Genomic DNA, 25,004 nt, shown 5'->3' with positions numbered 1-25,004 from the left:
TAACTGGCAATCCTGGCACATGGATGTGCCAGGAAGGCGCATTGGAGCACGGATGTGACTATGCGCCGGTTGCCGGAAAAACAGCTTTATAAGCAGAAATGCCTAGAGCTGCTTAAAGGTGCCTTAGATATCCGTAACAGACGGACCACAAAAGGCATCCGGTCAAAGCAGGCGGCAAAACAGACAACAATAAGAAAAAAGCACTTTTAAGAATTGTATACATTCTGCTTTCAACAAAAAATCTTATAGAAAAGCTGCTTAAAATTCCAAAAATCCGCTTTCTCACAAAAACCATTGCGTAATCACATGACAAGTCTTTTCCTATTGTAGCACAATCCCTGTAAAATACCAGTTTTTATTGACAAATCCTCCCAAAAGTTATACCATTATAAGTATTGAAACATTGTTAATAATTTATCAATCAGGAGGGTCCTATTTCATGAACAACTTAACTTTAACAGTTGAAAACGAAATTGCAGTTCTTACTATTACCAGACCTGCAGCATTAAACGCATTGAATTCCGAAACATTGGATGAACTGAACACTGTTCTTACCGAAATTGAAGGAAGAGACGATATCAAAGTCGTTATCTTAACCGGTGGTGCTGATAAGAAAGGTAACGAATTCAAATCTTTCGTTGCTGGTGCTGACATCGCTGAGATGGTTAACTTCTCTGCTGCTGAAGCAAGAGCATTCGGTATGAAAGCTTCTGTTCCATTCTTTAAATTAATGAATATGAGACAGGTAACTATTGCTGCTGTTAATGGATTCGCTTTAGGTGGCGGATGCGAAATTTCTATGGCATGTGATATCCGTATTGCTTCTGACAACGCAGTATTCGGACAGCCTGAGTGTGGTCTTGGAATCATCCCAGGATTCGGTGGTACACAGAGACTTGCCCGTCTTGTTGGCATGGGACGTGCAAAAGAAATGATCTTCACCTGCGATAACATCGATGCAAACGAAGCATACCGCATCGGACTTGTAAACAAAGTTGTTGCAAAAGAAGAATTAATGCCAACCGCAAAAGCTATGGCAGAGAAAATTATCTCTAAAGGAAGCTATGCAGTATCTATCGCAAAAGCTGCTATCAACAACGGATATGATATGGATATCAAGAATGCTGTTGAAATGGAAGCTAACCTGTTTGGCGTAACCTGCTCTACCCATGATAAAAAAGAAGGCATGAGTGCTTTCTTAGAGAGAAGAGCTGCTGACTTAACAGATTTCTAATTGAACTTATACTTAGACAATATCAAAGGGGATATTCCAGTATCATCTGGGATATCCCCTTTCATAAAAGGAGAATGCATCATGTTAGATAAAAAAATTGGTTTTATCGGAAGCGGTAATATGGGTCGTGCCATGATTGGCGGAATTATCTCTTCCGGTCTGGTTCCTGCCAGCCACCTGATTGCCAGTGCGAAAACCCAGGTCACACTGGATACACTTTCTGAGCAGTATGGTATCCGCACCACCTTAGACAATGAGACTGTTGCTGTAGAATCCGATATCATTTTTCTTGCTGTAAAACCATATCTTTATGAAACAGTCATCAAAGAAATCAAAGACAGTGTTACCGATGACAAAATCATAGTTGCCATTGCTGCCGGACAGACCATTTCACGGATTGAATCTTTATTCAGCAAAGATATTAAACTGGTTCGTACCATGCCAAATACACCGGCTATGGTTCAGGAAGCCATGTCTGCCATTACCCCAAATGAGCATATCATAGAAGAAGAAACCAAAATGGTTGTCTCTCTCTTTGAAAGCTTTGGTAAAGCAGAAATTGTACCGGAAAGTCTTATGGATGCCGTAGTCGGAGTCAGTGGTTCCTCACCGGCTTATGTCTATATGTTTATTGAAGCAATGGCTGACGCAGCTGTTAATGACGGTATGCCGCGTGCCCAGGCTTATAAATTTGCTGCCCAGTCCGTTCTTGGTGCAGCTAAAATGGTATTAGAGACCGGTAAACATCCGGGTGAATTAAAGGATGCAGTCTGCTCCCCGGCCGGAACTACCATTGCTGCTGTGGCAAAATTAGAGGAAGGCTCCTTCCGCAGCACCGTAATTGCTGCCCAGAATGCCTGCTCTGAAAAATCCCGTGCCATGAGCAAACTCTCCGATTGATATTAAAGGCATATAAGAAACCCCGGAAGGACTAATTTACATACAATCGTTCTTCCGGGGTCTTTTCTATCTTTACTGTTTATTTTACCTGCTTTTATAAATCTTTAAGCACATCATCATAAAGGGCATCTAACATTTCCTTCAACTGCTTTTCAATGGTATCAAAATAAATTTCTGCTGTATCGTTGTCAAATTCCATCTCATTGCCGATTTCCATCACAATGTCAAGGATTCCGCTGTTCAACTCATCAATTGCATTTTCCACAATCTCTTCAAAAGTGCAGTAGGCATCGCCTGTCATATGCACAATAAAATCTTTCTTATCTATCTTTCCACGAAATTTGTATTCATCGGTAAAAAGGCTCCAGCCATCTCCGGCTGCCTCCCGCATCTCATTCCGAATGGATTTATAATCCAGTGGTACATAGTTCTGCTTAAAAAATTCTTCAAACGATGCTTTATCTTTATATTCTTCCATTCCAATTCCTCTGTCTGTCTAAATTTCCTGTAAATGTTCTAACGCCTGCTCCGGCAAAATGCATTTTCCATGCTCCATAATATATGCCCGGGTCGGTCCATGCGCATAAATATCATCTGCAAATTCCAAAGAAGCACTTAAAAGACGACAAAGCTGTTTATCACTAAGTTCTCCCTTCTCAAGCAAAAGATAATAAGCATCCTCTCTGGTCAGATAATAAAGACTACTCTTCATCGGCAGTTCCAGACGGACGCCCTTGGCATAACAAATTGCACGTTCCATGCTTGCAAAGCAAAGCTGATAAAAATTCCGGTCTTTTAGTGTAAAGCCACCGGTAGACTGTTTCTTATCTGTGCTTTCTTCTGCCTTGGATTCTGACTGCTCCGGTTGTATTTCTGCAATGCCTTCATCCGTATGATTCTGATTTGCCAGCTCTTTTGACGTCTGTTTCAGCTTTTCAATATCAGGAGCATTCTTAACCAGACTTTCTACTGCAGACTTCAGATTTTCCAACATATTGCTGATGCCAAGCTCCGGCTTCTCCGAAAAAGTAAGTGCCAGCGTATGCTCCGGCAGTACTGCAACCTGAATGGTAATATTTCCACCCTGTACTTTATATCCGACCTCTTCTTCTGCCATGGAAATAATCTTACGCAGAAACGATTCTGTTCTTCCGTCATTCTGCAGAAAATCATCTACTTCCAGTCCATTTTCCATTAATTCTTCTTCTGAAATAATACAGCGCACCGTATCCACATCGATTCTTTTAAATCTCATAAACAATCACCTGCCATTATTCTCGCTGCGTTTTCCCTTATTTGTAACCTTACTATACACTAAAAGCCCTTTCTTTTCAACCGGAAAGCTTTTATAATATAGGTATCCAAGGTATTAAGCCCGTAAGCAACTGGCAATTCCATAATACGGTAAAGGAGGAGCATTATGCACCGGATTATCTTTCATATTGATGTCAATTCTGCTTTTTTAAGCTGGAGTGCTGTCGACCGCCTAGAGCATGGTGAAACTTTAGATATCCGCACTATACCGGCAATTATTGGCGGTGACTCTGCTACAAGACACGGTGTGGTTCTTGCCAAGTCTGTGCCTGCCAAAGCCTATAAGATTGTCACCGGCGAACCGGTTGCCAATGCTTTACGTAAATGTCCCACCCTTATGCTGGTTCCGCCGGATCATGCCATGTACCAGAGAAAAAGCCATGCACTTATGGAACTGCTACATACCTACACCGATGATATCGAGCAGCTTTCCATAGATGAATGTTTTCTTGACTTTACGCCCATTGCCCACCAGTATGAATCTCCTCTTGCAGCAGCCAAAATCATTTCTGCAAATATTAAATCACGATTTGGTTTTACCGTTAATATTGGAATTGCTCCAAATAAGCTTCTGGCGAAAATGGCAAGTGATTTTACCAAGCCGGATCGGATTCACACTCTTTTTCCGGATGAAATTGCCAAAAAAATGTGGCCGCTTCCAGTGGATGATCTCTACATGGTAGGGCATTCCAGTGCTGCCCGGTTGAAAGCACTTGGCATCCGTACTATCGGAGAACTTGCAGCCACTGACCCGGATTACCTCCGGCAGGAATTCAAAAGCCACGGCACACTGATGTGGGAATATGCCAATGGAATCGGAGATGACCATGTGCATTCTACCAAGCGGGAAGCCAAGGGGATTGGCAATTCCACCACTTTAAAGGAGGACGCCCGCACCTTAGCAGATGCAAAAAAGGTTCTTCTCTCTCTTTCCGAATCTGTATCCATGCGCCTCCGGAAAGAAAAAATGTTGGCCCAGAGTATCACGGTAGAAATCCGCTATCATGATTTTACGAATACTTCCCACCAGTGCGGTCTCCTCTCAGCCACAAATACTACAGATGCCCTTTATAAAACTGCCGTTTCCCTTTTCCAGCAGCTCTGGAATAAGGAACCTGTCCGGCTCCTTGGCATCCGTACCAGCCGTCTGCTTCCTGAAGATGCACCGGTGCAGCTTTCTATTTTTGATTATGCAGCCGATTCATCAGCATCTGCCATGATTTCTACAGAAAGTACAGCTTCCGGCAGTCCGCTCCCAGATGGCAATAAAAAAAGCTGCACCCAGATGCCTTCTGCCAATAAGCAAAAGCAACTGGATGCAGCCATTGATTCTATTCGGAAACGTTTTGGGTCGAAGGCTCTTGTCCGGGGGAGTTTTCTTCCGTCTCCTGAGTCAGATCCGAAAAAGAATCATCCATCGGACTGACGTTTGAGATGGTATAGTAGAATAATGGATCCGGAAGTTCATCCTTATATCCATTATCGTTTAATATAAACTGGAAGGTTCTGTTACTGCTTCCCTCTGCATCACTATAGGTTAAGAGGGAGGCAGTTACAAGATAACTTCCATCCTCTTGTGCAATCCAGTCGTCAAGCTGTGCCTGCACCGTCGTATCCTCACCATAAGGCATCTGAAATGCCCCTTTATCTATAATGTAACTCTTACTTTCATTCTCATAGCGGATTGCAGTAAACTTCCTGCCAGAAGAAAGGTAAGTAAAAGTGCGCCTTTTCTTCCTTTTTTCGTGGTTCTCATCATGCATTTCTCCTTCCGTATACATAAGTTGCAAAATAAATGATGGCTGCTACAATCACAATCATCGGACCGGTTGCAACATTGGTAAAATAGGAAATCATCAATCCGAGCAATCCCGAAAACAAGGAAAAGATAACAGAAAATAAATGATATTCCCGCATGTTGACCGAAATATTCCGGCTTGCTGCTGCCGGAAGAATCAGCAGTGCATTGATGATCAAAATTCCAATCCATTTAATGGAAAGCATTACAATTAATGCAATAAAAATTGCAAAAATATTTTCTATCAGCTTCACCCGGATTCCCCGGCTCTTTGCCAGTGCCCGGTGCAGGCTTACTGCATTTAACTTATTAAATGCCATGCCCCAGAAAATCAGTGTTGCTGCAAAAATCAGAATCAGATAAATAATTTCTTTTTTTGAAATGCTTAAAACATCACCTACCAAAAGACTGGAATATTTACTGAAATTTCCGCCTTTCGATAAGATGGCCAGTCCCACAGCAATACATGCTGAAGAAAAAACGGAGATAATCGTATCTCTGGATGCCGATGCTTTACTGCTGATATAGTTTAGTAATAATGCAAAAATTACTGCAAAAATAATCATGGATAAGGTCGTATCTGCAACTCCCATCACAACGCCAAGAGCAATTCCCGTCAATGCAGAATGGCCTAATGCATCTGAGAAAAATGCCATTTTGTTATTTACAATCATGGTTCCAAGGATTCCAAACAATGGTGTGATAATCAGGATTGCGATAAATGCATTCCGCATAAATCCATAAGACCACCACGCGGTAAAAAATTCTATCATCCCCGCACCTCCATATCTGTAAATACCTGTTTAAAAGCATCACTGTCATAGACTTCCTTCGGTGTTCCCTGGGTCAGCACTTTGCCATCTATGAGCACCACATGGTCTGCATATTTTCTTACATAATCAAGGTCATGGGAAATCAGTAAAACTGCCAGGTCAAAATTTTCCTTCAGATATTCGATATTCCGGTAAAATAACTCCATACCATTCTGGTCAATACCAGACACCGGCTCATCCAAAAGCAGCAGATTCGGTTCATCCATCACTGCCATGGAAAGAAGTACACGCTGTAATTCCCCACCGGAAAGATTACATACCTGCTTGTCAATCAAATGCTCGGCTTCAAACATTTTTAAGCTTTCTTTGATTTCCTGATACAGCTTTTTACTCTTATATAAAAATACCGGCCGGTTGGACTGATAGCTTGCAATCATATCATAGACACTGACCGGAGTGGATTTCTCGATATTTAGATTCTGTGGTACATAACCAATCCTAAGCTTCTGGATATGACCATTTTCCCTGTCCTTAAATTCAATGCTTCCCGTGTGTGGAATGTCATTTAAAATAGCCCGGATCAGAGTTGATTTTCCTGCTCCGTTCCGGCCAATCAATACTGTCAGTGTTCCACAATGAATATGCAGATTCACATCTGACAATATCTGCTGTTCTCCAATGGTAACACCCAGATGGTTAATCCGGATACAATGCAGTCCACATGGTTTTACTATTTTTCTCATTCTGTAAAAGCCTCCTTCAGCAGTTCCATATTCTGTCTCATTGCATCAAGATAGCTGTCCTTTTCATACTCCCCGCGGGTTAAGGTATCAAGATAACATACTTTCGCATCGGTCTCCCGCTCTACTGTATCTCCCATATCTTTGCCATAGAGTTCTTCTGCCAGCACCACTGATATATCATTCTTTTCAATGACGCCCATCACATCTGCCACTTCACCGGCACTGACCTGACGCTCCTCATCCAAATCCATGGTATAGGAAATCTCCATATCATAGTCCTCTGCCACATAAGCATAAGCTTCATGGAAAATAACAATATGCTTTCCTGCTAATTCTTCCTTTAAGGACTGCTGCTCGCTCTCTAAATCCTCAAGCTTTGCAAGGTACTCTTTCGCATTGCTTTCATAAACATCCTGATGCTTTGGATCTATGTTGCAAAGTCCTTCTAAAATATTTTGCACCTGCTGCTTATAAAGTGCAATGCTCATCCATGCGTGGGCATTCACATCTCCGTGATTATGTCCTTCTTCATGGGTATCCTCGGTATCTCCGTGGATATGCTCCTCTGCTGCATCTTCGTGAGCATGTTCCTCTCCTTCATCCTCTTCAGATAAAAGATTAAGTCCCTCGCAGGCATTTACAATGGAAAGATTCTTATAATCTGCTGCCACATCCGATAAAAAAGATTCGATTCCGCCACCATTTACAATAAACACATCTGCACCGGAAAGGAGCTTCATGTCCGCCGGAGTCAGCTGGTAATCGTGAAGACAGCCAGTCTGCGGCTCACTGAGATTCTGCAAATTTACACCCGGAGTGTCTCCGATGACATTCATTGCTGCAATATACATCGGATAAAAGGATGTTACTACCGTAAGTTCACTATCCTGCTGTTTTGTCTCTTCTTTTACATATAATTGTGTCAGTCCTGCACCAGTCAATAAAAGTACCAGCAAAAGAACCGTTACAAATACATATTTATTCTTCATAGCCAACAGCCTCATCCATAATCTGCCAGATTTCTTCCCTGCCCTGCTTGGTTACTGCAGAAAACGGAACAATTACCGTTCCCGGTTTTACTTTCAGACCTTCTTTTACTGCCTTGATACATTTTGGCACCTGGCTTCTCTTCAGCTTGTCCAGCTTGGTTGCCACAATAACCGGATCAAAGCCCTGATGGATAATCCAGTCATACATCAGTTTATCATTGGCAGACGGGTCATGCCTGATATCAATTAGTAAGAATACCCGGCGCAGCTGCTTTGAGGTATGCAGATAATTTTCAATCATTTTACCCCATTTTGCTTTCTCACTCTCTGCTACTTTCGCATAACCATATCCCGGCAAATCCACCAGATACATGGCATCATTGATATTATAGAAATTAATGGTCTGTGTCTTTCCCGGCTGTGCAGAGGTTCTTGCAAGGGATTTCCGGTTCATCAGTGCATTAATTAATGACGACTTTCCAACATTGGATTTTCCTGCAAATGCCACCTCCGGCAATGTATTCTCCGGAAGCTTACTGGTAACACCACACACCGTTTCCAAGTTTACTTCTTTTATAACCATTTTCTGCTCCTTTACTACTCTTTTACAAAAGCAACCTTTAAGATATCTTCGATGGTATCTGCATAGACAATTTCTAAATCCTTTTTAATCTCTGCTGAGAGTTCCTCGATATCTTTTTCATTTTTTCCCGGCACACAGACTGTCCGGATACCGGCATTTTTCGCTGCTAATGTTTTCTCTTTTAATCCACCAATCGGAAGCACTCTGCCGCGGAGGGTAATCTCTCCTGTCATGGCAACATCAGCACGCACCTTTTTCCCGGTAATGGCAGAAAGCATTGCGGTTGCCATGGTAACACCGGCGGACGGTCCATCCTTTGGTACGGCTCCTTCCGGAATGTGGATATGTATATCATGTCTGGTAAAGAAATCGTCCGGTATCTGATACTGCTCACTGACAGAACGGATATAACTGATTCCAGCCTGTGCAGACTCTTTCATGACATCGCCAAGCTGTCCTGTCAGTTTAAATTCACCTTTTCCCGGCATTACATTTACTTCGATTTCTAATGTATCACCACCGACACTGGTCCATGCCAGTCCCCGGACAATACCAACCTCGTCCTTCTCATTCTTCTTATCAAAGGTATATTTCTCTTTGCCAAGATAATGTTCTAAGTTCTTTGTGCTTATAGTAACTTTCTTTTTCTTGCCCTCGTAAATCTCTCTTGCTGCTTTTCTGCAGATTTCACCGATTTTGCGTTCTAAGTTACGCACACCGGCTTCTCTTGTATAGCTGCGAATCAGCTGCTCAATTGCACCATTCTGGAATGTAAGCTCTGATTCCTTTAAGCCATTTTTCTCAATCTGCTTTGCTATAAGATGCTCTTTTGCAATGTGAGCCTTTTCATTTTCCGTATAACTGCTTACCTCAATCAGCTCCATGCGGTCTAACAGAGGTCTTGGTATTGTCTGTACGGAATTGGCTGTCGCAATAAACAATACCTCAGATAAATCTACCGGAAGCTCCACATAGTGGTCCCTGAAATGGCTGTTCTGCTCATTATCCAATACTTCCAGCAGTGCAGAAGATGTATCTCCCTTATAATCACTGCTAACTTTATCAATCTCATCTAAAAGCATCAGCGGGTTCTTTACTCCGGCACTCTTTAAACCATTGATAATTCTGCCCGGCATTGCCCCCACATAGGTCTTTCTGTGTCCACGAATCTCTGCCTCATCACGGACACCTCCTAGACAGATTCTGACATACTTTTTATTCAATGCTTTTGCCACAGAACGGGCAATGCTTGTCTTGCCGGTTCCAGGAGGTCCCACCAGACAGATAATTGGACTTTCTCCTTTATGAGTCAGATTCCGGACTGCCAAGAATTCCAGCATACGCTCTTTTACTTTTTCCAATCCGTAGTGGTCTTCGTCTAAAATTTTCTCTGCATTAGCTAAATCTTTATTATCCTTAGACGCCTTATTCCATGGCAGTTCCAGCAATGTCTCAATATAGCCTCTGCTGACTGCACTTTCCGAAGAACTGGATGCAATATTCTTAAAACGCTCAATCTCTTTTCTAATTCTCTCTTTAACCGTCTTATCTGCCTTCAGTTTCTTTACTTCCTCTAAAAAGTGTTCCGCATCTGACTGTGTATTATCCTCACCTAGTTCTTCCCGAATCAGTTTCATCTGTTCCCGCAAAAGATATTCCTTCTGATTCTTATCCACGCGTTCTTTCACCTTCGCCTGAAATTCATTCTTTAAGGAAATCACTTCGATCTCATTCAGCAGAATTTCCATTAAAGTCTCATACTGGGAAGTGAGATCTACTGCCTCTAAGATTTTCTGTTTCTGGGTGTAGTAAAGCGGCAGATTGTACGCAACCTGCTGCATCAAAGTTCCAACGTCCTGCTGTTCTTCTACCTGACGCAAGAATTCTTTGCTCATATGTCCATTGGCTTTTTGATATTTCAGTACGGTTTCCCTGATGCAGCGAAGCATTGCTTCCCTCGCTTCCGGCATCAGTTCTTCCTCTTCTGCCGTTTTTTCATCAAAAAGGATGACTTCTGCCATCAGATACTTCTCCTGTGACAGAAAAGAGGCTAACTCGCCTCTTTCCAATCCTTCTACCAAAACACGCACGATTTCATTTGGCATCTTTATTACCTGCTTTACTTCAGCAATAACACCAATCTGATATAAATCATCCCTGGCCGGCTCCTCTACGGAAGCATCCTGCTGTGTAATCAGGAATATTTTCTGGTCTCCAACCATCGCCTCTTCTATGGCATGAATGGAACGGTCCCTGCTAATATCAAAATGAGCCACCATTCCCGGCAGAATGGTCATTCCACGAAGTGCAACTGCCGGTAAATGAATTACTGTCCTGCTCATCTTTTTCTCCTCTTTTTTATGCGTTACGATATTCTATCTCCGCTTTCTTGTCTTCTACCGTTTCTTTTGTAATGGTGCATTTTACAATGCTCTCATCGGAAGGAATCTGATACATTAAATCCATCATGGTATCTTCCATAATTGCACGAAGTCCACGGGCACCGGTCTTACGGGCTAAAGATTTCTCTGCAATTGCTTCTACTGCATCATCTTCAAATTCCAGCTCTACACCGTCAATTTCAAATAGCTTCTTATACTGCTTGATCAGGGAATTCTTCGGCTCCTTTAAGATACGGATTAACGCTTCCTTATCCAGCTGTTCTAATGATACATTTACCGGAACACGTCCGATAAACTCTGGAATCAGACCGAATTTAATAAAGTCTCCCGGCAGTACCTGCTTTAAGACTTCGCTCAAATTACGCTCGGTACGGTCTGCAATATCTGCATTAAAGCCGATGGATTTCTGGTCCATACGCTGCTCGATAATCTTCTCTAATCCATCAAATGCTCCACCACAGATAAATAAAATATTCGTAGTATCAATCTGGATTAATTCCTGCTGTGGATGCTTTCTTCCACCCTGTGGTGGAACGGAAGCCACAGTTCCCTCTAAGATTTTTAATAATGCCTGCTGTACACCTTCACCGGACACATCCCTGGTAATAGATACATTTTCAGATTTCTTCGTAATCTTATCAATCTCATCGATGTAAATGATTCCGCACTGGGCGCGCTCGATATTGTAATCTGCTGCCTGAATCAGTTTCAGAAGGATATTCTCTACGTCTTCACCAACATATCCTGCTTCTGTTAATGTGGTGGCATCTGCAATGGCAAACGGTACATTTAAGACTCTTGCCAGTGTCTGTGCCAGAAGGGTCTTACCGGAACCGGTCGGTCCTAACATCAGAATGTTACTCTTCTGCAATTCCACATCATTCATATCTACATCAGAAGTAATTCTCTTATAGTGATTATATACGGCTACAGAAAGGACTTTTTTTGCTTCGTCCTGACCGATTACATATTCATCTAAAAATTTCTTCATCTCTTCCGGTTTAATCAGGTTGATTTCTTCTAAATCTTCCTTTCCTTTTCCGGAAATCTCCTCATCTTCGAATTCCTCCTCTATGATTTCTGCACAGATGTCCACGCATTCATCACAGATATATGCACCGTTTGGTCCTGCAATCAGCTTGCGTACCTGATCCTGTGATTTTCCGCAAAAGGAACATCTGATTTTGTCCTCGCTATTTCTTCCTGCCATCTTTCCACCTCGATTATTTCCATCTATCTTTTCTAAATCCTTCGTAAAAAAGGTAAAGGCTGCCCGTAGTCGAATTCCGCATATGTGCTTCGGATAATCCGCCCAGAGACAGCCTCTTTCTTATTTCTCTTATCTTGCTGTAATTACACCGTCAATCAGGCCATACTCCTTTGCCTCTTCTGCGGACATATAATAGTCACGCTCTGTATCTGCGGCAATTACATCATATGGCTTTCCGGTATTTGCAGCTAAAATCTCGTTCAAACGTTTCTTGGTCTTTAAGATATTCTCTGCTGCAATCTGAATCTCAGTTGCCTGTCCTTTTGCTCCACCGGAAGGCTGATGTATCATAATCTCTGCATTTGGTAATGCAAATCTCTTTCCTTTTGTTCCACCGGACAACAGGAATGCACCCATGCTGGCTGCAAGTCCGATACAAATTGTAGATACATCACATTTGATATACTGCATGGTATCATAAATTGCCAATCCGCCTGTTACAATTCCACCCGGAGAATTGATGTATAACTGAATGTCTTTTCCCGGATCTTCGGACTCTAAGAATAAAAGCTGTGCCACTACCAGACTGGCTGTGGTCTCATTTACCTCTTCACCAAGGAAAATAATTCTATCCTTTAATAATCTGGAGTATATGTCGTAACTACGCTCTCCTCTGCTGGTCTGTTCAATGACATAAGGTACTAAACTCATATGATAACCTCCATTTCTACCATACATTCTGCTGCAACTTTATCTCTGTTTCAAGTGATTTGCGTAAAACAGACCGACCTGATTCCAAGTCAGTCTGTCTCTTTACGTGCTTCTCTTATGCTTCTGCATTAGCTGCTTCTGCTTCTTTTTCTTTCTTAGTCTTAGCTTTTGCTCTTTCTTTTACATTGTCCATAATGAACTGAACTGCTTTTTCAATCGCAATATCACGTTTCATGGATTCTTTCTCGTTATCGCCAACATACTCTTTGAGCTTATCCGCTTCCATTCCGTATGCTTTTGCCATCTTCTCAATTTCAGCATTTACATCATCTTCTGTAATCTCGAAGTTTTCTTCTTTTGCAATCTGCTCTAATACTAAGCTGCTCTGGATTCTTGTTAATGCTTCCGGACGAACCTGTTCTTTCATCTTGTCCATAGTCATTCCGGAGAACTGCATATACTGGTCAAAGCTTAATCCCTGCTGTGCAAGTCTCTGGGCAAATTCCTGAATCATATTCTGTACCTGTGATTCAATCATTGCATCTGGAATTTCCATCTCAGATTTCTCGATAATCTTCTTGATTGCTTCGTCCTCTTTGGTACGTTTTGCATTGTTCTCTTTGGTCTCTTCTAAGTTCTTCTTCACGCTCTCTTTGTACTCTTCTAAGGTTTCGAACTCAGAAACATCAGATGCGAACTCATCGTTTAACTCTGGAAGTTCTTTTGTCTTAATCTCGTTAATCTTAACTTTGAATACTGCTGGTTTTCCAGCTAAATCTTCTGCATGATATTCCTTCGGGAATGTAACGTTTACTTCTACCTCATCGCCAGTGTTCTTTCCTACTAACTGATCTTCGAATGTATCGATGAAGGAATGGGAACCGATCTCTAATGGATGATTCTCTCCTTTTCCACCTTCAAATGCGACACCGTCTACGAATCCTTCGTAGTCGATAACTGCTGTATCACCTTCTGCAACAGGTCTGTCTGTTACAGTTACAGTTCTTGCATTGTTATTTCTTTCTCTCTCTAATGCTTCTGCAACTTCTTCATCAGATACGGATGTATCGATCTTTGTTACAGTTACACCATTATATTTGCCAAGTTTAACTTCTGGTCTCTTTGCAACTTCTGCTGTGAAGATGAATGGTTTTCCTTTTTCTAACTGAACCACATCAACCGTTGGCTGGGAAACGATATCTACACCGCTCTCATCGATAGCTGCCGGATAAGCTTCCTGCATCATGATATTTGCAGCATCTTCATAGAAGATTTCCGGACCATACATTTTCTCTACCATAGCCATTGGAACTTTTCCTTTACGGAATCCAGGGATGCTGATTTTGTTTTTCTGCTTATTGTATGCAGCTTTCAAAGCCTCTGCCACTTTATCTTCTGCCACTTCAATTGTAAGCTTTACCATATTTTTCTCTAAATTTTCAACCTGTACACTCATTCTTGTTTCTTCCTCCTTATAACTATATATAAAATATACATGTACAAATATTTTCTTATCTTACGACTGCTCCCTAAAAATAGGCATACTTAGAGCTACTAACAGTCATTTAGAGATTATAACACACCGTTTGTAAAATTACTAGCTTTTTTTTCTGTACAAGATTTTAACCCGATTTCAATTGGTGACAGTCATGTAAAAAGCCCCCGGGAAATGCACTTTCGCGCTTTTCCCGAAGGCTTTTTGTCTTTCTTCTTATTTAGACATCTGCTCTTCCTGTCTCATGATCATTTTCTTAACCATTTCTCCACCGATAGAGCCAGCCTGTCTGGATGTCAGGTCACCGTTGTAGCCCTCTTTTAAAGGTACTCCGATTTCAGATGCAACCTCCTGTTTAAAACGGTGCATTGCCTCTTTTGCCTGTGGCACTGCCATCTGGTTACTTGAATTAGAACTGTTTGTTCCACTCATTTGTTTCTACCTCCATAGTTTCTTCTCTTTGTTATCTATTTTCAGATAAGCTTTTGTTGGTTGCTTATCCTGTTTTTAGTATGGCTTCCAGAGAATAAATTATGTTGGTAAGTTCTGGTTATTTTTATTTAAAATACATGATATTTGCTTCCATCGCATCAATATCTGCCTGTGGATCCAGCCACTTTACAATAGCCATGGCAAATTCAATGGCTGTTCCCATGCCCCGGCTGGTAACGATGTTGCCATCTACTGCAACTTTTTCTGCTCCGACCCTGGCTCCAAGAAGCTTTTCTTCAAACCCCGGATAGCTGACTGCATGTTTACCCTCTAATATTCCATTCTCACCCAATACGCTTGGTGCAGCACAGATTGCTGCAGTAAGTTTGCCGCCTGCTGCATAAGATGTAATCACTTTCTTTACAATTTCATGCTTTCCGAGATTTAAGGTTCCAGGCATTCCGCCCGGCAGTACAATTCCATCATAGCTGTCAAAATCAGCTTCCTCTGCCAGTACATCTGCTGCAAACGTAATTCCGTGGCTCCTGCCACTTCTTTCTTTCCGGTAATGGAAATCATATCAATCGCAATTCCTGCTCTGCGTACCACATCCACTACGGTAAGTCCTTCAATCTCTTCACAGCCATCCGCCATAAAAATTCCGATTTTCTTCATATTATCTTCCTCCTGTTTTCTATTCTCTTCTGATATTACATTTTCTGATATTAAATTTTCTAACACGAAATTTTTCTATGCTGTCTCTTATGTTAGCATGGTTACTGCGCTTTTTCAATTCCATGGTTGCAGTGGATTTTAAAATATTTTACAATAAATGTATCATTATTTTCCTGACTATATGGAGGCTATTATGGAAATTGAACGTAAATATTTAATTGATGAGATTCCTTTTGATTTAAAAGACTATTCCTGCAAAGTCATTGAGCAGGGGTATCTCAATACGGACCCTGTAGTGCGGGTGCGCCGCTCCAATGACAAATATATTCTTACTTACAAAGGCTCCGGTCTTATGGTGCGGGAAGAATATAATCTTCCTCTGAATGAAGAGGCTTACCGGCATCTGATTCAAAAAGCAGATGGTATTATCATTTCCAAGAAGCGCTATCTGATTCCATTGACTGGCAGGCTGACCATTGAGCTTGATATTTTCGAAGGAGACCTTGCTCCGTTAAAATTAGCCGAAGTGGAATTTGAAACAAAAGAAGAAGCTGAATCCTTCCTTCCACCGAAGTGGTTTGGGAAAGATGTCACCTTCTCCTCTGATTATCACAACAGCACTTTGAGTCGTGTGGGACTGCCTACCTAAGGCGGGTAGTCTCATAACGGCACATGGTTGCCACGCACTGCTTTAACTGTATATAACGGCCGGTTAAATCTCCTTCCGGAATCACCACATCCAATACTACGGAAAAATCATTAATCAGACGGTCTGTAATATCATTTTCCATCTCATTTAAAATCTTATATTTCTCCTCATAAGTATCTGCATCTAAGAAACGCAGCAGGAACGGATTCGCCTGTTCTTCGGATTCTGAAGTTTCCTGCGGCTGGGCTGTTGCCTGCGGCTGTGTTGTCTCCTGACTAACCTTTACCGCTTCCTGTGGAGTTGCTTCTTCCTGCAGTTTTACTTTTTCAAATCTGTATTTCTGCTCTGCTGCCGGATATTTCTCATGATCAACTTCGCTTACAAACATGGCAAGCGGTCTTGCATATACTTTATAAGCTCCGTAAAGTGCCTGATAAATCACCAGTTCTTCTCTTGTTTCGCTGTGTGTTGCTATGGCTACAATCTGATATAATTTTCCTTTAAAATGTCTGTAAATCTCCCCGGTTGCCGGTCTTCTGCCTTCCATTGCTGTCATCCTCCACTTATCTATGCTCTTTACTGTAATTCAAAACGGTTTAACATTTCAATTCCTTCTGCCACAAAATCTCTTTCAAAATTCAGATTGCCGCTGAAGCCAGTTACCATCAGCTCCTGCACTTTCTTCATATTATCACTTTGTGGAATATCATAAGTAAATTCCATCGGTTCTATTACTTCCATGGCAGACATTTCCTCTGCCGCTGCAGACTGATATTTTCCCGCCAGCCGGTTCTTTAACTGCTGCTGTGCCTGCTGTCTGTTCATCTGCGGATCAGGTGCCTGCTGATACATGGGATGCGGCTGGACTGGTGCCTGCTGATATGCCCGTTGTGGCTGGTTCATGGTCTGCTGATATGTATGCTGCTGGTTTGGCACCTGCTGATATGTACGCTGCGGCTGGTTCATCTGTGGACGATATATCTGCTGTGGCGGCCGCCCCATAGCCGGATTATTTCCACGCCTGTTTTGATTATTGCTTTGCTTTACACTCTGGGACAAAGCAACATATATAATAATAATGATAAATACAATAAAAAGTCCCATATAAAAACCTTCCTTTTTCTATCCTCTTCAAGTTTTTTCTTTTCAAGTTTACCCTATTATTTTATTATACTCAAACAAACCAGCTAAGACAACAACTCATTCTATAATTTTTTCTTGCTGTCAGACTGTCTTTTCGTTGCTTTGACACAATCACAGGACTGTCTGTCGAGTACGGATGCAGATAAAGCCTGCAAGGGACACTGCCTTTCTCCATTTGGCAATGGACAAAACGGAGTAAAATTACTATAATAGATAAATAAGATTTATCGAAAATTATTTAAATCAGGAATAGGAATTTTATTATGTTTGGGAAATTTGAAAAACGTATGTCCGGTACACAGATGATAGCGCTTGGTTTTCTATTGCTCATCTTTATCGGAACCATACTTCTGATGCTTCCGGTTTCCAGCCGGAATGGTGAATGGACTCCATTTATAACTGCCCTTTTCACCTCAACCAGTGCTACCTGTGTAACCGGTCTGGTTCTGGTTGACACCTTTACCCACTGGAGCATTTTCGGACAGCTTGTTTTATTAGTTCTGATTCAGATTGGTGGTCTTGGTTTTATCACCATTGGTATTACTGTTTCTTTGATGTTACGCAAGAAAATCGGGCTGAAACAGCGTGGTCTTATTAAAGAAAGTTTAAACACCCTTGAAATCGGCGGTGTCGTGCGGCTTGTCCGCCGTGTCATCGGAGGCACGTTTCTTTTTGAAATGTCGGGTGCATTCATTCTTACACTGCGTTTTCTGAAAGACATGGATGTTTTACATGCCATCTATTATGGTATCTTCCATTCTATTTCAGCCTTTTGTAATGCAGGATTCGATTTAATGGGGCGTTACAGTCCATTTTCATCCATTACCAGATTCTACAATGATCCTATAGTAATTCTTACCATCAGTGCCCTGATCCTGATTGGTGGTATTGGTTTCTTTGTATGGAATGACCTTAGGGAACACGGGCTGCATTGCCGCCACTATGCCCTGCAGACCAAAATGGTTTTAAGTGCTACTGCAGTCTGCCTCTTTGGCGGCACGCTGCTCTTTTATCTTTTTGAGCATAACCGCTTATTTGCCGGTATGAGTTTCGGAGAACAGCTTTTGAATTCTTTCTTCTGTACTGTTACCCCACGAACTGCCGGTTTTAACGCTGTTGATAATGGTGCGTTAAGCGAAAGCAGTAAATTTCTTTCTATTGTATTTATGTTTATCGGTGGTGCCCCGGGTTCTACTGCCGGCGGTGTAAAGGTTACAACCATATTTGTTCTATTGTTATCCGTACGTTCCACCTTAACCCGTACTACCGGAACAAATATTTTCGGACGCAGACTGGAAGAATCTGTTATCACCAAATCAGTCGTCGTCCTTATGTTCCAGTTGACGCTGGCACTCAGCGCCACACTGGCAATTACTGCTATTTCCGGTTATCCAGTCATTGATGTGGCTTTTGAAGCATTTTCAGCTCTTGACACTGTCGGAATGTCAACCGGTATTACAAGCAGCCTTAGTACCAGCTGTCATATCATTCTAATTCTGTTAATGTATTTAGGACGACTGGGAAGCCTTTCCTTTGCCTTATCATTTACGGATAAGAAAAGGATTGCGCATGTGATGCAGCCGGTAGAAAAAATCAATGTCGGTTAATATCAAATATCTTGATTATACTAGGAGGATTCTATGAAATCATTTTTAATTATTGGACTGGGCCGATTTGGCACTCACCTTTGCAAAGACTTATCCAAACTGGATAATGAGATTATGGTTGTGGACGAGAATGAAGCCGTAATGGAAGATGTTCTCTCTTTTGTCACCAGTGCAAAAATTGGTGACTGCACCAATGAAAAAGTACTTGCCACTTTAGGTGTTGGCAATTTTGACGTCTGCTTTGTCTGTATCGGAAGTAATTTCCAGAGCAGCTTAGAGATTACAAGCCTGCTTAAGGAAATGGGTGCCAGATATGTCGTCAGCAAAGCAAACCGTGATATTCATGCCAAATTTCTGCTGCGGAACGGTGCTGACGAAGTTATCTACCCTGACCGGGATATCGCTGAAAAAACTGCAGTCCGTTTCTCTGCCGACCAGGTCTTTGACTACTTTGAATTAGGCGGTGGCTTCTCCATTTATGAGATTCCGCCATTACCAGAATGGATTGGAAAGAGTATTAAGGATCTAAATTTCCGTGCCTGCTATCATGCCAATATCATCGGTATTAAAACAGATGGTGTCATGAGCCTGCTGCCGGATGCCAATTATATTTTTAAAGACACGGACCATCTGATGATATTAGGCCACAGAAATGACATCGATAAAATTTTAAAGAAACTGTAAAACTACAGAAAACATTCTTTACAAGTCCAGCGTTTTCCCACTACCCGCATAAGCATTGAAAGAAGAGGTATCCGATGCCCGAATCATCAGATACCTCTTCTTTCTCATATTCTGCTACAATATTGTTCCTAAGGCTCCTCTGCCTCACTGATTTCTAAATATGCTTTTACAACCTGTACCAGCTTCTCATAACTTAAGGATGTAGTGTCCAGACAGAAATCGTAATTTCTGGCATCGTTCCACTCCCTGCCGGTATAGTATTTGTAATAATCTGCGCGATACTTATCAATGGTGTCTATCTTCTTTTCAATACCCTTCTTAGTTCCACCATTCTGCTGCATGACACGTTCAATGCAGTCCTTACGCGGTGCGTAGAAAAACAGACTCTTTACATAATCACAATCTTTTAAAACATAATCCGCACAACGTCCGATAATAATACAGGACTCTTCTTTGGCTACCTCACGGATAATTTTCGCCTGATAGTTAAAGAGATTGTCGTTGGATACAAACTCATCACTATCCGGTGGAAGCACTTCCCCATGATATGCTTTCTTCGCAATACGAAACAGTGGCATCTTACGCAGTTTCTCATCTGCCTCTCCAAACAATGCCTCATTGATTCCGCTTTCATCAGAAGCCATTCTTATTAACTCACGGTCATAGCAATGAATTCCAAGTTCTTCTGCCAGCTTCTTACCCAGCGTTCTTCCGCCGCTTCCATAACTTCTTGCAATGGTTATTACCGTATGTTTCATATTTAACACCTACTCTCCTAAATATGCCTTTTTAATAGACTCATTATTCATAAGCTCTTTGGCATCACCGCTCAATACAATTTTACCTGTTTCCAGTACATATGCACGGTCTGCAATCGATAATGCTTTCTTTGCATTCTGTTCTACCAGTAGAACAGTTGTACCGGATGCAGATATTTCTTTGATAATGTTAAAAATCTCTTCTACAAAGATTGGAGACAATCCCATGGACGGCTCATCCATAAGGATGATCCTCGGCTTACTCATCAACGCCCGACCCATGGCAAGCATCTGCTGTTCGCCACCACTTAAGGTTCCAGCCAGCTGATTCTTACGTTCCTTTAATCTTGGAAAGCTCTTGTATACACGCTCTAAAGACTCTGCAATTTCCTGCTTATCTTTTCTGGTATATGCACCCAGCTTTAAGTTCTCATATACAGAAAGCTCTGCAAATACACGTCTTCCTTCCGGAACATGTGCCATTCCCATGGATACAATCTTGTGTCCCGGAACCTTGGTGATATCTGTTCCTTCAAAAAGAATGCTTCCCTTTTTGGCACTGAGCATTCCGGTGATTGTCTGCAGTGTAGTTGTCTTACCTGCACCATTGGCTCCGATTAATGCAATGACTTCTCCTTCATTGACATCAAAGGAAATCCCTTTAATTGCCTGAATCACGCCGTAATATACTTCCAAATCTTTTATTTCAAGCATTGCCATTTTATCATCCCTCCTATTCGCCCAGATATGCCCTGATAACCTGTGGATTATTCAATACGTCACTGGTATTTCCGCTTGCCAGTACCTGGCCGAAGTTCAATACAGTCAGTTTCTCACAGATACCGGATACCAGTTTCATATCATGTTCAATCAGAAGAATGGTCATATCAAATTCATCCCTTACAAAGCGGATGGTATCCATTAATTCTTTGGTTTCATTTGGGTTCATGCCGGCTGCCGGCTCATCTAAAAGCAGAAGTTTTGGTTCAGTTGCCAGTGCTCTTGCAATCTCCAGTTTACGCTGTTTACCATACGGAAGATTGGATGCCAGATAATCTGCTTCATCCTCAAGACCAAATACCTTTAACAGCTCCATTGCCTTTTCATTCATCTCTGCTTCTACTTTAAAATACTTCGGAAGTCTTAGAATTCCGGTTAAAGTAGAATAAGTATGATGATTATGCAGTCCGACTTTTACATTATCCAGCACGGACTGGTCTTTAAAAAGGCGGATATTCTGGAAGGTTCTTGCAATTCCGGCTTTATTAATATCTATGGTTTTCTTTCCGGTAATATCTTTTCCATCCAGTACAATGCTTCCATCATCCGGTTTGTATACACCGGTAAGCATATTAAATACGGTTGTTTTACCTGCACCGTTCGGTCCAATCAGTCCGTATAACTGACCTTTTTCAATCTGCATTTCAAATCCATCTACCGCCCGGAGTCCACCGAAGGAAATTCCAAGATTCTTTACTTCTAACATTGCCATCTTATTGTACCTCCTTCGTTTTCTTTGCAAATAAATTCTTCAAAGAATGTGTCTGTCTCCAGGTAATTGCTGCCGGTGCCCAGTTAAAGAGCATCATTGCAATCAGAACAATTGCGTAAATCAGCATACGGTAATCACGCAGTCCACGCAATACTTCCGGAAGCATGGTCAGTACTACGGCTGCAATAATGGAACCACGGAAGCTTCCCATTCCACCGAGTACGACAAATACCAGAATCATGATGGACATATTGTATCCAAAGTTTGCCGGCTGGGCAATCAGGCTGGAAAGGTTATGTGCATAAAGCACTCCACCTGCTCCTGCGATTGCTGCTGAAATAGTAAATGCCATCAGTTTAAACTTTGTAATATTAATGCCAACGGATTCTGCTGCAATACGGTTATCACGGATTGCCATGATAGCACGGCCGCTTCTGGAATTAACCAGATTAAATACTACAAACAATGCAACCAGAATTAAAATAACACCGATTAAGAAAGTAGACTGTCTTGGTGTTCCGGTGATTCCCTTTGCACCATCGATAATCATTTCTCCGGTTCCCGACATATTAAGAGCCTTGTTGTCATTGATTGCAAAATGCAGACCGTTTTCATCTTTGCCTACATAAAGAACATTGATGACATTCTTGATAATCTCTCCAAATGCCAGTGTTACGATTGCAAGGTAATCACCTCTTAAACGAAGTACCGGAATTCCGATTAAGAATCCAAAGAATGCTGCAACAGCAGTTCCGATTAATAAAGCGATGATAAAACGCAGGGTTGGATTCATCGGTGAATTTTCCATACATCTGGTAAAGAAAGCACTGGAAAATGCGCCGACACACATAAAGCCTGCATGACCAAGACTTAATTCACCCAGATAGCCTACACAGAGGTTCAATCCGATTGCAACGATAGAATAAGTACAAAGGGGTACCAAAAGTCCCTGCATCAGACTGGACATGCTTCCGGTTGCTACCAGAATCTGTACTACGGCAAAAATGACGATTACCATAGCATATGTAATCAGATTACTCTTTGTTGTCTTCTTCATTGTTTTTAAATTCATTTTACTCATTCCTGCCACCTACACTTTCTCATGAATTGGCTTACCAAGAATACCGGTAGGCTTAACCAATAACACAATAATCAACACGGCAAAAACGATAGCATCGGAAAGCTGTGAAGAAATATAAGCTTTTCCTAAGATTTCGATAATACCAAGAAGGATTCCTCCGATAAATGCTCCCGGAATGGAACCGATTCCACCAAATACAGCTGCAGTAAATGCTTTGATACCAGGCATAGCGCCGGTATATGGAGTCAGTGTCGGATATGCTGAACACAGTAACACACCTGCAATTGCCGCAAGTCCGGAACCAATTGCGAAAGTAAGTGAAATTGTCCCGTTAACATTTACCCCCATAAGCTGTGCTGCATCCTTATCCTCGGATACTGCCAGCATTGCCTGTCCTGCTTTTGTCTTTTTAATAAAAATCATCAGACCAATCATGATAACAATACATGCCAGGACTGCCACTACCGTAACACCGGTTATGGTAATTCCGCCAATCTTAATATTCTGCAGTGGAACCACAGAACTAAAGGATTTGGTATCTGCACCAAATATCAGTAATGCAATATTCTGCAACAAATAGCTGACACCAATTGCGGTAATCAATACTGCCAGTGGAGATGCCTTACGCAAAGGCTTATATGCCACTTTTTCAATTATCACGCCAAGCACAGTGCAGACTACAACTGCAAGGATTACGCTCAAAAGCGGGTTCATGTTCATGCCGCTCATTGTCATAAATACGACATAGCAGCCAATCATGATAACATCACCATGGGCAAAATTCAGCATCTTAGCAATTCCATACACCATGGTGTAACCCAGTGCAATGATTGCATAGATGCTGCCAAGGCTGATACCGTTGATTAAATACGTTATGAATCTCATAACAACACCTCTTGCTTTCTCTTAGAATATATACCTCTATAATACATAAAAGGGGCTGCCATTGGCAACCCCTCTTTGGCTTATCTGATAAAATACATTACATTCCTACGTATTCACCATTCTGAATTACAACCGCTTTAGGATCTTTGTTTACTTCACCAGTTGCTGACCATGTCATTCCGCTACCTGTTGCACCATCAATGTTGACTTTTGTAATTGCGTCTTTCAATAAATCACAAATATCAGAAGCACTCATATCCGGTGTTGCATTTGCTTCTTCCAATGCTGCTTTGATTGCATAAATTGCATCATAAGCATCAGCTGCAAACTGGTTTGGTGTATCTTTATATTTCTCTTCATATTTAGAAACGAAGTTTGCAGTTTTTTCATCTTTCGAATCTGCTGCAAACGGTGTTAATAACATAAGTCCTTCTGCTAAAGAAGTATCAAAGTTCTTAACACCTAAGATTCCGTCCATACCGTCGCATCCGAAGAATGTCGGTGCATATCCCATAGAATCTGCCTGGGTTAAGATAATAGATGCTTCTGTATAGTAGATTGGAAGGAATACCAAATCTGCTTCTGCATCTTTTGCTTTCTGTAACTGTGTAGAAAAATCTGTCTTGGAATCTGCAGTAAATGCTTCTTCTGCAACTACCTCAAAGTTCTGGTTTGCTGCTTCTTCTACGAATTTTGCTTCGATACCTGATGAATAGATATCTGAACTGTTGTAAATAATTGCCACTTTCTTGGCAAGGTTATTCTCACCGATATACTGTGCGGATTTTGTTCCCTGTGCAGGGTCTGTAAAGCATACCTGGAATACATTGTCGTTCTTGATTACATCTGTAGATGATGCAGATGGTGTAATCTGGAACATATTATCTGCTGCAGTTAAATCTGCCACAGATACACAAGGACCTGTTGTAACAGTTCCCATTAATACCTGCATACCCCAGTCTTTTAAGGTGTTGTATGCGTTTGCTGCTTTTTCAGGGTCTCCCTGATCATCCTGGAAATTATATTCAATCTGATGACCGTTAATTCCACCGGCTTCATTAATCTCATCGACAGCAATCTGTGCACCGTTCTGAACGGCTGTTCCGTAAATTGCTGCATCACCGGTAACCGGTCCAATTCCTCCGATATAGAATGCATCTTCATTTTTTGCTTCTTTTGAGCCACAACCTGCAAGGCATCCAACTGCCATCGCTGCGACCAGTATTACACTGACTATTTTTTTCTTCATAATAGTTCCTCCTTTAACTCCTAGGTTTCATGTGCCTTATCTTACTACATGAAAATTTGAAAAGCAATACTCATTTTCCCTGCTACTCCTTGATTTTTCTAGGTTTTTCATGCCCTTCACCGCGTTAAAGTACTAAAGACGTATTGATTTTACTAGGTTGATTTATTTTAATATATACCGCAGGTTATATATCGCAT

The 25,004-nt window shown here is 41.6% G+C and carries 26 protein-coding genes and 1 pseudogene; 6 read left to right on the top strand and 21 right to left on the bottom strand.

The window, feature by feature from the left end; all coding sequences use genetic code 11:
• Window positions 1-439: 439 nt before the first annotated feature.
• The gene (locus tag DW059_RS09005; protein WP_022243431.1) at window positions 440-1,234 is read left to right on the top strand and encodes an enoyl-CoA hydratase-related protein; all 795 of its coding nucleotides are present in this window, start codon (window positions 440-442) and stop codon (window positions 1,232-1,234) included.
• Between the two features lie 81 nt (window positions 1,235-1,315).
• A complete protein-coding gene (gene proC / locus DW059_RS09000) occupies window positions 1,316-2,134 on the top strand; it encodes a pyrroline-5-carboxylate reductase (RefSeq protein ID WP_117698544.1) in 819 nt (272 codons plus the stop codon).
• A 94-nt stretch (window positions 2,135-2,228) separates the two neighbouring features.
• Here proC and DW059_RS08995 read toward each other — a convergent pair whose 3' ends face one another.
• Together DW059_RS08995 and DW059_RS08990 are read right to left on the bottom strand one after the other, a co-directional pair.
• Window positions 2,229-2,612: a hypothetical protein gene (locus tag DW059_RS08995; protein WP_022243433.1), complete on the bottom strand. Its 384-nt coding sequence runs from the start codon at window positions 2,610-2,612 to the stop codon at window positions 2,229-2,231.
• Between the two features lie 18 nt (window positions 2,613-2,630).
• Window positions 2,631-3,389 (bottom strand): adaptor protein MecA, encoded by a 759-nt coding sequence (locus DW059_RS08990; protein WP_117698543.1) that lies wholly within the window; start codon window positions 3,387-3,389, stop codon window positions 2,631-2,633.
• 165 nt (window positions 3,390-3,554) lie between these two features.
• Here DW059_RS08990 and DW059_RS08985 point away from each other — a divergent pair, with 165 nt between their 5' ends.
• Window positions 3,555-4,874, top strand: coding sequence for a DNA polymerase Y family protein (locus tag DW059_RS08985; protein WP_117698542.1), 1,320 nt, complete (start codon window positions 3,555-3,557; stop codon window positions 4,872-4,874).
• Here DW059_RS08985 and DW059_RS08980 read toward each other — a convergent pair.
• The 11 genes and pseudogenes from DW059_RS08980 to DW059_RS08930 form a co-directional block, all read right to left on the bottom strand.
• Window positions 4,780-5,211, bottom strand: coding sequence for a hypothetical protein (locus DW059_RS08980; protein ID WP_117698541.1), 432 nt, complete (start codon window positions 5,209-5,211; stop codon window positions 4,780-4,782). The two genes, DW059_RS08985 and DW059_RS08980, sit on opposite strands and share 95 nt — an antisense overlap.
• Window positions 5,204-6,019 (bottom strand): metal ABC transporter permease, encoded by an 816-nt coding sequence (locus DW059_RS08975; protein WP_117698540.1) that lies wholly within the window; start codon window positions 6,017-6,019, stop codon window positions 5,204-5,206. The genes DW059_RS08980 and DW059_RS08975 overlap by 8 nt, the downstream gene beginning before the upstream one ends.
• On the bottom strand, window positions 6,016-6,762 hold the full coding sequence (locus DW059_RS08970; protein ID WP_117698539.1) for a metal ABC transporter ATP-binding protein: 747 nt from the start codon (window positions 6,760-6,762) through the stop codon (window positions 6,016-6,018). The genes DW059_RS08975 and DW059_RS08970 overlap by 4 nt, the downstream gene beginning before the upstream one ends.
• The gene (locus tag DW059_RS08965) at window positions 6,759-7,751 is read right to left on the bottom strand and encodes a metal ABC transporter substrate-binding protein (RefSeq protein WP_117698538.1); all 993 of its coding nucleotides are present in this window, start codon (window positions 7,749-7,751) and stop codon (window positions 6,759-6,761) included. Before DW059_RS08965 ends, DW059_RS08970 begins: the two co-directional genes overlap by 4 nt.
• Window positions 7,741-8,334, bottom strand: coding sequence for a ribosome biogenesis GTP-binding protein YihA/YsxC (gene yihA, locus DW059_RS08960; RefSeq protein WP_022243441.1), 594 nt, complete (start codon window positions 8,332-8,334; stop codon window positions 7,741-7,743). The genes DW059_RS08965 and yihA overlap by 11 nt, the downstream gene beginning before the upstream one ends.
• A 14-nt stretch (window positions 8,335-8,348) precedes the next feature.
• Window positions 8,349-10,676 carry an endopeptidase La gene (lon, locus tag DW059_RS08955; RefSeq protein ID WP_117698537.1) on the bottom strand — a complete coding sequence of 776 codons (2,328 nt, stop codon included), beginning with the start codon at window positions 10,674-10,676 and terminating at the stop codon, window positions 8,349-8,351.
• 16 nt (window positions 10,677-10,692) lie between these two features.
• Window positions 10,693-11,946: an ATP-dependent Clp protease ATP-binding subunit ClpX gene (gene clpX, locus DW059_RS08950; protein WP_117698536.1), complete on the bottom strand. Its 1,254-nt coding sequence runs from the start codon at window positions 11,944-11,946 to the stop codon at window positions 10,693-10,695.
• Window positions 11,947-12,075: 129 nt separating this feature from the next.
• On the bottom strand, window positions 12,076-12,657 hold the full coding sequence (gene clpP, locus DW059_RS08945; protein ID WP_022243444.1) for an ATP-dependent Clp endopeptidase proteolytic subunit ClpP: 582 nt from the start codon (window positions 12,655-12,657) through the stop codon (window positions 12,076-12,078).
• Window positions 12,658-12,772: 115 nt separating this feature from the next.
• Window positions 12,773-14,113, bottom strand: coding sequence for a trigger factor (gene tig, locus DW059_RS08940; RefSeq protein ID WP_117698535.1), 1,341 nt, complete (start codon window positions 14,111-14,113; stop codon window positions 12,773-12,775).
• Window positions 14,114-14,368: 255 nt separating this feature from the next.
• Window positions 14,369-14,584, bottom strand: coding sequence for an alpha/beta-type small acid-soluble spore protein (locus DW059_RS08935; protein WP_022243446.1), 216 nt, complete (start codon window positions 14,582-14,584; stop codon window positions 14,369-14,371).
• Window positions 14,585-14,708: 124 nt separating this feature from the next.
• Window positions 14,709-15,259: pseudogene (locus DW059_RS08930) on the bottom strand (DJ-1 family glyoxalase III).
• 193 nt (window positions 15,260-15,452) lie between these two features.
• Here DW059_RS08930 and DW059_RS08925 point away from each other — a divergent pair.
• Window positions 15,453-15,908, top strand: a complete 456-nt coding sequence (locus tag DW059_RS08925) for a CYTH domain-containing protein (RefSeq protein ID WP_117698534.1) — start codon at window positions 15,453-15,455, stop codon at window positions 15,906-15,908.
• Here the strand turns inward: DW059_RS08925 and DW059_RS08920 are convergent.
• Both DW059_RS08920 and DW059_RS08915 read right to left on the bottom strand, forming a co-directional pair.
• The gene (locus DW059_RS08920) at window positions 15,901-16,455 is read right to left on the bottom strand and encodes a DUF1653 domain-containing protein (protein ID WP_117698533.1); all 555 of its coding nucleotides are present in this window, start codon (window positions 16,453-16,455) and stop codon (window positions 15,901-15,903) included. The genes DW059_RS08925 and DW059_RS08920 overlap by 8 nt on opposite strands.
• A 29-nt stretch (window positions 16,456-16,484) precedes the next feature.
• Window positions 16,485-17,012: a hypothetical protein gene (locus tag DW059_RS08915; RefSeq protein ID WP_117698532.1), complete on the bottom strand. Its 528-nt coding sequence runs from the start codon at window positions 17,010-17,012 to the stop codon at window positions 16,485-16,487.
• Between the two features lie 302 nt (window positions 17,013-17,314).
• On the opposite strand from DW059_RS08915, the gene DW059_RS08910 reads away from it, so the two are divergent.
• Both DW059_RS08910 and DW059_RS08905 read left to right on the top strand, forming a co-directional pair.
• Window positions 17,315-18,658 (top strand): TrkH family potassium uptake protein, encoded by a 1,344-nt coding sequence (locus DW059_RS08910; protein WP_117698531.1) that lies wholly within the window; start codon window positions 17,315-17,317, stop codon window positions 18,656-18,658.
• Between the two features lie 33 nt (window positions 18,659-18,691).
• Window positions 18,692-19,342, top strand: a complete 651-nt coding sequence (locus DW059_RS08905; RefSeq protein WP_117698530.1) for a potassium channel family protein — start codon at window positions 18,692-18,694, stop codon at window positions 19,340-19,342.
• A gap of 128 nt (window positions 19,343-19,470) precedes the next feature.
• On the opposite strand, the gene DW059_RS08900 is transcribed toward DW059_RS08905, so the two are convergent.
• The 6 genes from DW059_RS08900 to DW059_RS08875 form a co-directional block, all read right to left on the bottom strand.
• Window positions 19,471-20,100, bottom strand: a complete 630-nt coding sequence (locus DW059_RS08900) for a cytidylate kinase-like family protein (protein ID WP_117698555.1) — start codon at window positions 20,098-20,100, stop codon at window positions 19,471-19,473.
• A 9-nt stretch (window positions 20,101-20,109) separates the two neighbouring features.
• A complete protein-coding gene (locus tag DW059_RS08895) occupies window positions 20,110-20,820 on the bottom strand; it encodes an ABC transporter ATP-binding protein (protein WP_117698529.1) in 711 nt (236 codons plus the stop codon).
• Between the two features lie 13 nt (window positions 20,821-20,833).
• Complete coding sequence (locus DW059_RS08890; protein ID WP_117698528.1) at window positions 20,834-21,592, bottom strand: ABC transporter ATP-binding protein; 759 nt, start codon at window positions 21,590-21,592, stop codon at window positions 20,834-20,836.
• Window position 21,593: 1 nt separating this feature from the next.
• Entirely contained in the window at window positions 21,594-22,673 is a 1,080-nt protein-coding gene (locus DW059_RS08885; RefSeq protein WP_117698554.1) for a branched-chain amino acid ABC transporter permease, read from the bottom strand.
• Between the two features lie 9 nt (window positions 22,674-22,682).
• Window positions 22,683-23,558 carry a branched-chain amino acid ABC transporter permease gene (locus DW059_RS08880; RefSeq protein ID WP_117698527.1) on the bottom strand — a complete coding sequence of 292 codons (876 nt, stop codon included), beginning with the start codon at window positions 23,556-23,558 and terminating at the stop codon, window positions 22,683-22,685.
• A 97-nt stretch (window positions 23,559-23,655) separates the two neighbouring features.
• On the bottom strand, window positions 23,656-24,807 hold the full coding sequence (locus DW059_RS08875) for an ABC transporter substrate-binding protein (RefSeq protein WP_117698526.1): 1,152 nt from the start codon (window positions 24,805-24,807) through the stop codon (window positions 23,656-23,658).
• Window positions 24,808-25,004: the final 197 nt, after the last annotated feature.

The organism is Roseburia sp. AF42-8, assembly GCF_003435965.1.
GTDB classification, from domain to species: domain Bacteria; phylum Bacillota; class Clostridia; order Lachnospirales; family Lachnospiraceae; genus Roseburia_C; species Roseburia_C amylophila.
Note: the sequence above shows the minus strand (reverse complement) of the source record. Positions and strands in the feature narration are given on the sequence as shown.